Below are 12,111 nucleotides of genomic sequence, written 5' to 3'. Positions count from 1 at the left end.
TCAGACTCCCTCGGACGGGGACGCGGGCGAGGCCACTGAGGCTGACGCCGGTTCTGTGGCGGAGGCCGGTGCCGGCGTGGTGCGCAGGACGCCGTTCCGGGTGAGGCCGAGGAGGAACTCGCGGTCGAGCTCGGGCAGGGAGTCGAGGTCCACGGGGCGGCGCAGGGCCTCGCGCCAGATGCGGGAGGCGTGACGGTTGAGCTTCAGACAGGACCGTGCCGGTCCGGCGAGCGGCACGTAGACATGACCTGCCTGGTCCAAGTAGGGCAGTTCCGAGGTGATGCGCAGCATCGACGGGCTCTCCGGGGTCCGGCGCGACGGATGTCGGGGCCCCGGCGCATCGCACGCCGGAGCCCCAAGGGGGGAGCGGTCAGGCGTAGATCTTGCCGAGCATCTTGGTGTAGCTGGCGCCGCCGAGGCTGACGATGTCCGCCTCGGGGGTCTCGACCTCGTCGAACCCTGCGATCTCCAGCTCGTCGTGGGTGCGCTCGGTCAGCGACTTGCGGACCGGCTTCTGCTGCTTCTCCGCGCTACGGGCCATCGTTGGTCTTCCTCTCGTCCGGCCCCGGGCAGCCTGGGGCCCATCCGGAGTCACCCTGAGCAACAGGGAGACCGCGTGCCCAAGGAGCGTGTGGGCCGGGACGCTTTGTCGTCAAACAGGCAAATGGCCGGTAAGTGACGTAGCGCGAGGGGGAGTTGAGGAGCGTGAAACAGGGCGCGTTTTCTGCGGGGGCAAGCCGCGCAAGGTGGCTCCGACCAGGGAAGAAGCACGACACTCCCGGGAAGGCCACGGCCGTGGCACAGCCGCGCTGTCCGGATCTCTACGGCGCGCGAAGAATCTTCGTCACCCACATGGCAGCTTCCGGAAATTAACTCTCCGTGACCGACGCTTCATGCCACTCTGTGACGTATGACAGACGAATCCGGCGGGAGCCGGGACGACCCGGAGGACATCACGCCCGGGGAGGCGGCGGCCGCCCAGGAGCGCTCGTTCTGGGAGACCCGCCGACGGTACAACGAACTGGACGACGACGAAGCCGGCCGACGCGAGCGCCGCCGACTCAGCAAGGAGTCCCGGCGCATGAACCTCCAGGTACGCATACACCGCTACGCCCGAGGCCACGACGACGAGGGCCCGGTACAGGCCGACCTGCGACTCCCACCCCTGCCGGACCCTGAGGACACTCCAGACGGAGAGCGCCCCTAAAGGGGCGCGGGGAACTGCGCGCCCAGCCCCCACCCACCCGCAGACGAAACGAGACCGCCCCGCGGAGCGCCCCGCGGGCCCGGCTCGCGAGTCGGACCCGCGGAGCCGAACCCAAGAAGAGCGGGGCCCCCAGGGGCCCTACTTCGGCTGAGGCTTCCGCACCGAGAGGTGCAGTTCCCGCAGTCGCGTCTCGTCCAGCTCCGTCGGCGCGCCCATCATCAGGTCCTGCGCGTTGCCGTTCAGCGGGAACGCGATGGTCTCCCGGATGTTCGGCTCGTCGGCGAGGAGCATCACGATGCGGTCGACGCCCGGGGCGATGCCGCCGTGCGGCGGGGCGCCGAAGCGGAAGGCGCGGAGCATGCCCGCGAACTGCTCCTCGACGGTCTCGCGGTCGTAGCCCGCGATCTCGAAGGCCTTGAGCATGATGTCGGGCTCGTGGTTCCGGATGGCGCCGGAGGACAGCTCGACGCCGTTGCAGACGATGTCGTACTGCCAGCCGAGGATGTCCAGCGGGTCCTGGGTCTCCAGGGCCTCCAGACCACCCTGCGGCATCGAGAACGGGTTGTGCGAGAAGTCGAGCTTCCCGGTCTCCTCGTCCTTCTCGTACATCGGGAAGTCGACGATCCAGCAGAACCGGAAGACGCCGTCCTCGAAGTGCCCGGCGCGCTTGGCGGCCTCGACGCGGACCGCGCCCATGATCTTCGAGACCTCTTCGAACTCGCCCGCGCCGAAGAAGACGGCGTGGCCGGCCGCGAGCGACAGGCGCTTCGTCAGCTCGGCGACGTTCTCCTCGGTCAGGAACTTCGCGATCGGGCCCGTCAGCGAACCGTCCTCGGCCACCCGCACCCAGGCCAGGCCCTTCGCGCCCTGCGAGACCGCGTAGTCACCGAGCTGGTCGAAGAACTTGCGGGACTGCGCGGCCACGTCCGGCACCGGCAGGGCCCGTACGTGCTTGCCGGCGAAGGCCTTGAACTCCGAGCCCTCGAAGACGTCGGTGATGTCGACGAGCTCCAGCTGGGCCCGCAGGTCCGGCTTGTCCGAGCCGTACTTCAGCATCGACTCGCGGAACGGGATCCGCGGGAAGGGGGAGGTGACGTGCCGGCCGTTGCCGAACTCCTCGAACAGCTCGGTCATGAGCTTCTCGATGGGCTGGAACACGTCCTCCTGCTCGACGAAGGACATCTCCACGTCGAGCTGGTAGAACTCGCCCGGCGAACGGTCCGCGCGCGCGTCCTCGTCACGGAAGCAGGGCGCGATCTGGAAGTACCGGTCGAAGCCCGAGATCATCAGCAGCTGCTTGAACTGCTGCGGTGCCTGGGGGAGGGCGTAGAACCTGCCCGGGTTCAGACGGGACGGGACCACGAAGTCGCGCGCGCCCTCGGGGGAGGTGGCGCTGAGGATCGGGGTCGCCATCTCGTTGAAGCCCAGCGCCGTCATCTTGTGACGGATGGCGGAGATGACCGACGTACGCAGCAGGATGTTGCGGTGCATGCGCTCGCGGCGCAGGTCGAGGAAGCGGTACTCCAGACGCCGCTCCTCGTTCACACCGTCCTCGGCGTTGATCGTGAAGGGCAGCGGGGCGGCCGCGCCGAGCAGCTCGACCTCGCCCACCTCGACCTCGATCTCGCCGGTCGGCAGCTCCGCGTTCACGTTCTCCGTGCCGCGCGAGACGACCTTGCCGTCGATGCGGACCGTGGACTCCTTGGAGAGCTTGTCCAGGGCCTCGTACGCGGGGGTGCCGGGGCGGGCGACGAGCTGCGTGATGCCGTAGTGGTCGCGCAGATCGATGAAGAGGATGCCGCCCAGGTCTCGGCGATTGTGCAGCCAGCCGCTCAGCCGGACGTCGGTGCCGACGTCAGAGGCGCGGAGCTCGCCGCAGGTGTGGGACCTGTACCGATGCATCGTCGTTTCATCCAGTCTTCGCGGTCGGGGGCGGTGTTTCACGTGAAACACCGCAAGCCTACCGGCCGACCCAAGATCGCTGTTCGCAATAGTTCCGCCACCGGCTGCCGCTCAGCGCCCACGCGCCCCTCACCTGCCTCGGTGGCAGCTTTCGTTCACCTCTTCATACAGTGGGGCAATGCGCATCGGTGATCCCCTTCCCTCAGTGGGGGACGTCCTCGCCACCCTCGCCACCGGCCTGTGGAGGTGGGACGACGCCGCCGGGAAGGTCACCCTCGACGCCGAGGCCTCCCGGCTCCTCGGCCTGCCCGCGGAGCCGACCGTGCTCACGGAGGCAGGTGTACGCGCCCGTTTCCACCCCGTCGACTGGAACGAGGTCAACGGGGTCGTCCAGCTCGCCGCCGCCGAGGGCACACTCGCCGAGCTGCGGCTGAGGGTCATGGACGAGCAGGGCCATGTGATCCGTACCGTACGCAGCCGCTCCAAGCCGTCGATCGACCCGCGCACCCGGTCGTACCAGCTGATCGGCACCATGCAGGAGGTCACCGAGCCACAGCCGGGCGCCGCCGCGCGTACGCCGGTCACGGGCGACTGGAGACGCTCGCGCGAGGCGTTCCTGCTGGACGCGGGACGGGCGCTGGCCGAGGCCCGGTCCACGGCGGAGGTGCTGAGGGTCGCGGCGGGCCTGTCGATGCCGGGTTTCTCGCCGGACGGGCTCGCGGTCTTCGGCGCGCAGGGCGACCGGCTGACGGTCATCGGCCACCACGGGCACAACCCCGGGGACGAGGAGCCGTTCACCCAGATGCCGCTGGACACGGACTATCCGGCCGCGGAGGTCGTCCGTACCGGCCGTGCCGTCTATCTCTCCTCGCCCGACCACTACCGCGACCGCTATCCGGCCTCCTGGCCGCTCGCCCAGCACTTCGACCGCCAGTCCTGGGCGTTCCTGCCGCTCACGTTCGCGGGGCGCACGATGGGCGCGTGGATGGCGGCCTTCACGTACCCCGTCACATTCACGCCCGACGAACGTTCCGTGCTGACGACGGTCGCGCGGATGCTGGCGCAGGCCCTCTCGCGGGCCGGGGTCGCCGAATCCGAGCGGGAGCTCACGGACGGCCTCCAGCGCTCGATGCTGCCCACTCTGGGCCCGCAGATCCCGGGCATGAGCGTCGCAGCCCGATATGTGCCCACCGGCGGCGGGCTCCAGGTGGGCGGCGACTGGTACGACATGATCCCGCTGCCCGGCGGCACCTCCCGGAACAGCCCCGAAGGCGGTCGCTTCGCCCTTGTCATCGGCGACGTCCAGGGCCATGACGTACGAGCCGCCGGACTGATGGGCCAGCTCCGGATCGCCCTGCGCGCGTACGCCTCCGAGGGCCACCGCCCGGACGCGGTCCTCTCGCGTGCCTCGCGCTTCCTGTACGGGATCACGTACGACGAGGAGATAGCGGACCTGCGCTTCGCGACCTGCCTGTATGTGGAGGTCGATCCGGAGAGCGGGGTCCTGGAGATAGCCAGGGCCGGGCATCCGGACCCGGCGATACGCATGGCAGACGGGACCGTGCTGACCCGGCCGACCGCGGGCGGGCTGCCGCTCGGCATCGATCCGGACGCCGACTATCCGACGACACGGCTCGTCCTGGAGCCCGGCGAGACCATGCTGATCTGCACGGACGGGCTCATCGAGACCGGCGGGCACGACCTGGACACCGGCTGGCGGCGGATCCGCAAGATCCTGGAGAGCCACGACGGCGACATGGAGCAGCTGGCGGACGCGCTGGTCCAGGCCGTGCACGGGCCCTCCTCGCACCACACGACCGGGCCGCTGGTGGACCGCCGCGAGGACGACATAGCGGTGCTGCTGCTGAGCAGGGCGGGGGAGAGCTGCGGCTGTGGCGACACCGTGACCGAGCGGCCCTCCGTACGCCGGACCATGGTGACCGTCGCGCAGGCCGAGCACGAGCGCGTCGCGGGGGCCCGGCAGCAGCTGAGGGAGTTCCTGCACGACTGGGCCTCCCCCGACCAGGTCGACTCGGCGGTGCTGCTGGTCTCCGAGATGGTCACGAACGTCCTCGTGCACACCGACGCGGACGCACTGCTCGTCGCCGAGATGACAGGCGGTGCGGGGGCCCGCCGAATACGGATCCAGGTGACGGACGGCAGCGATGACCTGCCCCACAAGCGGCATCCCGGCGAACTGGCCTCCTCCGGGCGGGGCCTGATGCTGATGGAACTGCTCGCGGACGCGTGGGGGGTGGACCCGCGGGGCGAGGGCAAGAGCATCTGGTTCGAGCTCTATGAGGAGGGGCCGGGCGGGGAGGAGCCGGACGGGGAGGATCTGGGCGTCGAGGAGCCGGGCGTCGAGGGCGAGCCCGGCGCTTCCGGATTGCCGGGAGTCGCCTAACTCTGCGGGCTGTCCGGGCTCTTCGGGCTCTTCGGGCCATCCGAGGTCCCCGGAGCCGCGTAGCGCCCCCGCAGTTCCGCGATCACCCCGAACGCCGCCGCCGTCAGGGGCACCGCCAGCAGCATGCCGAGGATGCCCGCCACCGACGCGCCCGCGGTGATCGCCAGCATGACGACGGCGGGGTGCATCTGCACGGTCCGGCTCTGGATCATCGGCTGGAGCACATGGCCCTCAAGGACCTGCACGGCCAGGACGACGCCCAGCGCCCACAGCGCGATCACGAAACCGCGGTCCGCGAGCGCCACCAGGATCGCCACCGCGCCGGAGAGAAAAGCACCCAGGTAGGGGATGTAAGCGCCGACGAACACGAGCGCGCCGAGCCCGACGGCCCCCGGCACCCGCAGCACGAGCAGCCCCACGGTGATGCAGATCGCGTCGATGAGCGCGATGAACGTCGTCCCGCGCATGAATCCCTCGACGGCCTGGTAGGCCCGCCGCGCCATCGCCTCGGTCATGTCGCCCGAGCCCCGCGGCACCAGCGAGCGCAGGGTCCCGGCCGCCCGGTGCGAGTCCCGCAGGAAGAAGAAGACGAGCAGCAGAGCGAGCACGGCCATGGCGATGGCCTGCCCCACGACACTGATCCCGCTGATCACCCCGGACGCCGCCGTCCCGCCGAACTTGCCCAGCAGCTCCTTGGCGTTGGAGGCGAGGTCGTCGAGCGAGGTGCCGGCCGCCCCGAAGTGCTCGGACAGCGACTCGGCGGCCTGCTTGAGCGAGGCGATGATCTCGTCACCGGTGTCGATCAGCGCGGCCACCACGATGTACGTGGCCCCGCCGACGACGGCGAGCACGGCGGCGCAGGTCACGCCTGCCGCGATCGACCGGTTCACCTTCGCCCGCACCAGCCGCCGGTACAGCGGCCCGAGCAGCGCCGTCCCGAGCAGCGCGAGCAGCACCGGCACCACCGCGGTCTTGAACTCGACGCACAGCCGCACCCCGACCACCACGACCCCGGTGACCAGCAGCGCGACGACGCACCAGGCGGCCACGCGGCGCACGGGTTCGGGCAGGAGCCGGGCGGACTCCGGAAGCAGGGGCTGCACGCCTCAACCTGACCATGCGTCAGGCGGGGCGGCGCTCCGGGAGGGCTGAAAGGGGGACCTGTCCGGGGACCCGTGCGCAATGATGCGAACCATGGCCGCCATCACTGAGATACCAGGGCCCAAAGGCCTCCCCCTGCTCGGCTCGGCACTCGACCTCCGGCGCGATTCGCTGGACGTCTTCCTCCGCGCCCGGCGGGACCACGGCGACGTGGTGCGTCTCTCCGCGGGCCCGCCGGGAGCCCGCACCGTGCTGCACTGCGTGTTCTCCCCGGAGGGCGTGCAGCAGATCCTCGCCTCGCAGGCGGCCAACTTCCGCAAGGACAACCAGTTCTACGAGGAGCTGCGGCGGTCCGCCGGCAACGGCCTGCTCACCGCGCAGGACGCCGACTATCTGCGCCAACGCCGGCTGATCCAGCCGCTGTTCACGAAACGGCAGGTGGACAGCTATGCCACGGCGGTCACGCTGGAGGCCGACGGCACGGTCGAGCGCTGGCGGGACGCGGCCGGCGGAGTGGTCGACGTGGTGCGGGAGATGGACCGGCTCGCGCTGCGCACGGTCTCCCGCATCCTGTTCGGCGCGGACGTCGAGGCCGCGGTCGACGTCATCCACGACAACTTCCCCGTGGTCAGCGAGTATGTGACGCGGCGCGGCTTCTCCCCCGTCAACCCGCCACGCTCTTGGCCCCTTCCCTCCAACCGCCGGGCCGAGGCGGCGTCCCAGGCCGTGTACGCGGTCTGCGACCGGATCATCGCGGAGCGCAGGGCGGCCGAGGCGACGGCCGCAGCGGCCTCCGCCGGAACCGCCTCCGCCGAGGGCGACGACCTGCTCTCCCTGCTGTCCCGGGCGAGCAGCGAGCAGGACGGCAGCCTCGACGCGGCCGAACTCCGCGACCAGGTGCTGGTCTTCCTGGTGGCGGGCCACGAGACGACCGCCACGTCCATGGCCTTCGCGCTCCATCTCCTCGCCTGTCACCCCGAGGCCCAGAAGCGGGCCCACGAGGAGGCCGACCGGCTGCCGTCGGGGCGGGCGCCCTCGGCCGCCGACCTCGACGAACTCCCGTATCTGACAAGGGTGCTGAAGGAGGCCATGCGGCTGTACCCGGCCGCTCCGGTGGTCGGCCGCCGGTCGGTCGGAGCCGCGGAGGTCGACGGGCATCTGATCCCGGCGGGCGCGGACGTCCTGGTCCTGCCCTGGGTCACCCACCGCCACCCGGACCTGTGGGACGAGCCGGAGCGCTTCGACCCCGACCGCTTCACCCCCGAGCGGGAGGCGGCCCGCCACCGCTACGCCTGGTTCCCCTTCGGCGGCGGCCCGCGCGCCTGCATCGGCCAGCACTTCTCGATGCTGGAGTCCGTACTGGCCCTGGCGGCCCTGCTGCGCTCGTACGAACTGGAGGCGGTGGACACGGAGGTCCCGCTGACAGCCGGAATCACCCTCCAGGCGACGGGACCCGCACGCGTACGGCTGCGGGCCCGCGGCTGAGCGCACACAACGAAACCCGCGGCTGTCCGCACGCGACGAGAAAGGCCCGAAGCCGCAGGACGAACCTGCGGCTTCGGGCCTTCTCATGCGGTACCGAACAGCGGGCCGATCGCGGACCCGGCGTCGAACGGGCGACTACAGCCCGCCCTCCGTCATCCCGTGCACCGCCGGGATCGTGCCGAGGCGGCCCTTCTGGAAGTCGTCGAAGGCCTGCTGCAGTTCCTCGCGGGTGTTCATCACGAACGGGCCGTAGTGGGCCATCGGCTCCCGGATCGGCTGGCCGCCCAGGATGACGACCTCCAGGTCCGGGGTGTTGGCGTCCTGCTTCTCGTCCGCGCGGACGGTCAGCGAGGAACCCGCGCCGAAGACGGTCGTCTGGCCCGTGTGGACCGGGCGACGGTCCGTACCGACACTGCCGCGGCCCGCCATCACGTACGCGAGGGCGTTGAAGTCCTCGCGCCACGGGAGGGTGAGCTCGGCACCGGGCGCCACGGTCGCGTGGATCATGGTGATCGGCGTGTGCGTGATGCCGGGACCCTGGTGGCCGTCCAGCTCACCGGCGATGACGCGCAGGAGCGCGCCGCCGTCGGGCGTGCTGAGCAGCTGGACCGAGCCGCCGCGGATGTCCTGGTAGCGCGGCGCCATCATCTTGTCCTTGGCCGGCAGGTTCACCCACAGCTGGAGCCCGTGGAAGAGACCGCCGGACATGACGAGCGCCTCCGGCGGGGCCTCGATGTGCAGGAGGCCCGAGCCCGCGGTCATCCACTGGGTGTCGCCGTTGGTGATGGTGCCGCCGCCACCGTTGGAGTCCTGGTGGTCGAAGACGCCGTCGATGATGTAGGTCACGGTCTCGAAGCCGCGGTGGGGGTGCCAGGGGGTGCCCTTGGGCTCGCCCGGCGCGTACTCCACCTCACCCATCTGGTCCATCATGATGAACGGGTCGAGATGGCGGTAGTTGATCCCGGCGAACGCGCGGCGGACCGGGAAGCCCTCACCCTCGAATCCGCTCGGCGCGGTGGTCACGGCGAGCACAGGACGTGCCACGGCCTCGGTCGACGCGGCCACACGGGGCAGGGTCAGCGGGTTCTCGACGGTCACTGCAGGCATGTCGGTACCTCCTTGTGCTCGAAGTTTAGTTGAATCTCGAACTTTCTGCCACCTGGAACGCAGAACGCCCGGAGGGCATTCCCTCCGGGCGTCAGGTGTGGAGCGGGTCGTGCGGGCCGGTTGCACGAGCCGGATGTACGGGCCGGTCGTGCGGGCGGGCCGTACGGGGCAGTACGCGCTTGCCGTCTGCGCGGGGCGGTGTCTGTGGGCCGCCTGTGGAGCGGTCGCGGTCAGCCGTACATCCGGCGCATGGCGAAGTCGACCATCTGTTCGACCGCCTTCGCGTCGAAGACGATGCGGTGCTCGCCCTCCATGTCGAGGACGAAGCCGTAGCCGGTGGGGAGCAGGTCGATCACCTCGGCGCCGATGACCACGAAGTACTTGGACTCCTTGCCGGCGTACCGGCGCAGCTCCTTGAGCGAGGTGAACATCGGGATCACGGGCTGCTGGGTGTTGTGCAGCGCCAGGAAACCGGGGTTGTCACCGCGCGGGCAGTAGACCTTGGAGGTGGCGAAGACCTGCTGGAAGTCCTCGGGGGTCAGCGACCCCGTGGTGAACGCGCGCACCGCGTCGGCGAGCGACGGCGGCGACGGCTCGGGATAGAGCGGCGGCTGCTGGCCGTATCCGCCGACCCCGCCGACACCACCGGGCATCTGCTGCTGCGGCGGCGGCTGGGACTGCGTGTACTGCTGCTGCCCCGGTCCCACGTTCTGGTCGTAGCCGTACATGGGGGCAAGAGTACTGGCGGGGCGGCCCGCCCGGTCGCCCCCGGCGGATTTCCTCGAACAGGTGGCGGAGTCGTGCGCTCCCACCCGAAGGTGGACCCCGAAATGTAGACCCTGCTCACACTTGGGCAATCAGGGGTTGATTCTTATTACCGACGGGTAGCATCATCGTAGCTACTAGTTGGTACGTGAACCAGATGCGCACCAGACTCGAACCAGGTACGAGGACTCGTCACCGAGGACTCACCCACCTCCCCGATCTTTAACGGAGCCGTCGCCATGGGGCACTACAAGTCGAATCTCCGCGACATCGAGTTCAACCTCTTCGAGGTGCTCGGGCGCGACAAGCTGTACGGCACCGGCCCGTTCGCGGAGATGGACACCGAGACCGCCAAGAGCATCCTCGAAGAACTGACCCGCCTCTCGGAGAACGAGCTGGCGGAGTCCTTCGCGGACGCCGACCGCAACCCCCCGGTATTCGACCCGGAGACCAACACCGCGCCCGTCCCGGCGTCCTTCAAGAAGTCCTACCAGGCCTTCATGGACTCCGAGTACTGGCGGCTCGGCCTGCCCGAGGAGATCGGCGGCACCACCGCCCCCCGCTCCCTGATCTGGGCGTACGCGGAGCTGGTGCTCGGCGCCAACCCCGCCGTGTGGATGTACTCCTCCGGCCCGGCCTTCGCGGGCATCCTCTTCGACGAGGGCAACGAGGTCCAGAAGCACATCGCGAAGATCGCCGTGGACAAGCAGTGGGGCTCCACCATGGTGCTCACCGAGCCGGACGCCGGCTCGGACGTGGGCGCGGGCCGCACCAAGGCGGTCGAGCAGGAGGACGGCTCCTGGCACATCGAGGGCGTCAAGCGCTTCATCACGTCCGGTGAGCACGACATGTCGGAGAACATCCTCCACTACGTGCTCGCGCGTCCCGAGGGCGCCGGGCCCGGCACCAAGGGCCTGTCCCTCTTCCTCGTCCCGAAGTACGAGTTCGACTTCGAGACCGGCGAGCTGGGCGAGCGCAACGGCGCCTACGCGACGAACGTCGAGCACAAGATGGGCCTCAAGGCCTCCAACACCTGCGAGATGACGTTCGGCGACCGCCACCCGGCCAAGGGCTGGCTCATCGGCGACAAGCACGACGGCATCCGCCAGATGTTCCGCATCATCGAGTTCGCCCGCATGATGGTCGGCACGAAGGCGATCTCCACGCTCTCCACGGGCTACCTGAACGCCCTGGAGTACGCCAAGGAGCGCGTCCAGGGCCCCGACCTCGCGCAGTTCATGGACAAGACCGCGCCCAAGGTCACCATCACGCACCACCCGGACGTGCGCCGCTCGCTGATGACGCAGAAGGCGTACGCGGAGGGCATGCGCGCCCTGGTGCTGCACACCGCCGCGCTCCAGGACGAGATCCAGGTCAAGGAGGCCGAGGGCGAGGACGCGTCCGCCCTCGAGGCCCTCAACGACCTGCTCCTGCCGATCGTGAAGGGCTACGGCTCCGAGAAGGGCTACGAGCAGCTCGCCCAGTCCCTGCAGACCTTCGGCGGCTCCGGGTTCCTCCAGGAGTACCCGATCGAGCAGTACATCCGCGACGCCAAGATCGACACCCTGTACGAGGGCACGACCGCGATCCAGGGCCAGGACTTCTTCTTCCGGAAGATCGTCCGCAATCAGGGCGCGGCTCTCAACTCCCTCGCCGAGGACATCAAGAAGTTCCTGGCGCTCGGCACCGGCGGCGAGGAGCTGTCCGGCGCCCGCGAGCACCTCGCCAAGGCGGCCGTCGAGCTGGAGGCCATCGTCGGCCTGATGCTCACCGACCTCGCGGCGACCGAGCAGGACGTCAAGAACATCTACAAGGTCGGGCTGAACAGCACCCGCCTGCTGATGGCGTCGGGTGACGTGGTCGTCGGCTACCTGCTCCTGAAGGGTGCCGCAGTCGCCGCCGAGAAGCTGGAGACGGCCTCGGCGAAGGACCGGCCCTTCTACTCCGGAAAGATCGCCGCGGCGAAGTTCTTCGCTGCGAACGTCCTGCCGGGCGTCACCGGTGCGCGCAAGCTCGCCGAGGGCGTGGAGCTGGACCTGATGGAGCTGGACGAGTCGGCGTTCTGACCGGGGCCCGCCTCGGAGGGCTGCCGCCCTTCTTCAGGGGCGCGGGGGACTGCGCGACCAGTCCCCACGCACCC

10 protein-coding genes are annotated in these 12,111 nt (G+C 69.9%); 4 read left to right on the top strand and 6 right to left on the bottom strand.

The features are described from left to right. Positions 1–291, bottom strand: coding sequence for a hypothetical protein (locus JEQ17_RS23920; protein ID WP_200397125.1), 291 nt, complete (start codon positions 289–291; stop codon positions 1–3). Positions 292–370: 79 nt separating this feature from the next. Beyond that, positions 371–541, bottom strand: a complete 171-nt coding sequence (locus JEQ17_RS23915; RefSeq protein ID WP_160147698.1) for a hypothetical protein — start codon at positions 539–541, stop codon at positions 371–373. Between the two features lie 369 nt (positions 542–910). Here JEQ17_RS23915 and JEQ17_RS23910 point away from each other — a divergent pair, with 369 nt between their 5' ends. Beyond that, the gene (locus JEQ17_RS23910; RefSeq protein ID WP_200397124.1) at positions 911–1,207 is read left to right on the top strand and encodes a hypothetical protein; all 297 of its coding nucleotides are present in this window, start codon (positions 911–913) and stop codon (positions 1,205–1,207) included. A gap of 138 nt (positions 1,208–1,345) precedes the next feature. On the opposite strand, the gene aspS is transcribed toward JEQ17_RS23910, so the two are convergent. After that, entirely contained in the window at positions 1,346–3,109 is a 1,764-nt protein-coding gene (aspS, locus tag JEQ17_RS23905) for an aspartate--tRNA ligase (RefSeq protein WP_200397123.1), read from the bottom strand. A gap of 178 nt (positions 3,110–3,287) precedes the next feature. Between aspS and JEQ17_RS23900 the strand changes: the two genes are divergently transcribed. Beyond that, positions 3,288–5,513, top strand: coding sequence for a SpoIIE family protein phosphatase (locus JEQ17_RS23900; protein WP_200397122.1), 2,226 nt, complete (start codon positions 3,288–3,290; stop codon positions 5,511–5,513). Here the strand turns inward: JEQ17_RS23900 and JEQ17_RS23895 are convergent. Then, positions 5,510–6,616 carry an AI-2E family transporter gene (locus JEQ17_RS23895; protein ID WP_234048331.1) on the bottom strand — a complete coding sequence of 369 codons (1,107 nt, stop codon included), beginning with the start codon at positions 6,614–6,616 and terminating at the stop codon, positions 5,510–5,512. The genes JEQ17_RS23900 and JEQ17_RS23895 overlap by 4 nt on opposite strands. A 91-nt stretch (positions 6,617–6,707) precedes the next feature. On the opposite strand from JEQ17_RS23895, the gene JEQ17_RS23890 reads away from it, so the two are divergent. Continuing rightward, the gene (locus JEQ17_RS23890; protein ID WP_200397121.1) at positions 6,708–8,099 is read left to right on the top strand and encodes a cytochrome P450; all 1,392 of its coding nucleotides are present in this window, start codon (positions 6,708–6,710) and stop codon (positions 8,097–8,099) included. 135 nt (positions 8,100–8,234) lie between these two features. Here JEQ17_RS23890 and JEQ17_RS23885 read toward each other — a convergent pair whose 3' ends face one another. Beyond that, entirely contained in the window at positions 8,235–9,206 is a 972-nt protein-coding gene (locus tag JEQ17_RS23885; RefSeq protein WP_200397120.1) for a pirin family protein, read from the bottom strand. Positions 9,207–9,436: 230 nt separating this feature from the next. Beyond that, a complete protein-coding gene (locus JEQ17_RS23880; RefSeq protein ID WP_200397119.1) occupies positions 9,437–9,934 on the bottom strand; it encodes an SseB family protein in 498 nt (165 codons plus the stop codon). Between the two features lie 276 nt (positions 9,935–10,210). On the opposite strand from JEQ17_RS23880, the gene JEQ17_RS23875 reads away from it, so the two are divergent. After that, the gene (locus tag JEQ17_RS23875; RefSeq protein ID WP_200397118.1) at positions 10,211–12,037 is read left to right on the top strand and encodes an acyl-CoA dehydrogenase; all 1,827 of its coding nucleotides are present in this window, start codon (positions 10,211–10,213) and stop codon (positions 12,035–12,037) included. Positions 12,038–12,111 lie beyond the last annotated feature (74 nt).

Source organism: Streptomyces liliifuscus (assembly GCF_016598615.1).
GTDB classification, from domain to species: Bacteria; Actinomycetota; Actinomycetes; order Streptomycetales; family Streptomycetaceae; genus Streptomyces; species Streptomyces liliifuscus.
The sequence above is the reverse complement of the archived record's forward strand: the minus strand, read 5'-3'. Positions and strand labels throughout refer to the sequence as shown.

Bases quoted from the DNA above. Each gene is read 5' to 3' on its own strand.
- JEQ17_RS23920 (WP_200397125.1), bottom strand. From the start codon at position 291: ATGCTGCGCATCACCTCGGAACTGCCCTACTTGGACCAGGCAGGTCAT.
- JEQ17_RS23915 (WP_160147698.1), bottom strand. From the start codon at position 541: ATGGCCCGTAGCGCGGAGAAGCAGCAGAAGCCGGTCCGCAAGTCGCTG.
- JEQ17_RS23910 (WP_200397124.1), top strand. From the start codon at position 911: ATGACAGACGAATCCGGCGGGAGCCGGGACGACCCGGAGGACATCACG.
- aspS (WP_200397123.1), bottom strand. From the start codon at position 3,109: ATGCATCGGTACAGGTCCCACACCTGCGGCGAGCTCCGCGCCTCTGAC.
- JEQ17_RS23900 (WP_200397122.1), top strand. From the start codon at position 3,288: ATGCGCATCGGTGATCCCCTTCCCTCAGTGGGGGACGTCCTCGCCACC.
- JEQ17_RS23890 (WP_200397121.1), top strand. From the start codon at position 6,708: ATGGCCGCCATCACTGAGATACCAGGGCCCAAAGGCCTCCCCCTGCTC.
- JEQ17_RS23885 (WP_200397120.1), bottom strand. From the start codon at position 9,206: ATGCCTGCAGTGACCGTCGAGAACCCGCTGACCCTGCCCCGTGTGGCC.
- JEQ17_RS23880 (WP_200397119.1), bottom strand. From the start codon at position 9,934: ATGTACGGCTACGACCAGAACGTGGGACCGGGGCAGCAGCAGTACACG.
- JEQ17_RS23875 (WP_200397118.1), top strand. From the start codon at position 10,211: ATGGGGCACTACAAGTCGAATCTCCGCGACATCGAGTTCAACCTCTTC.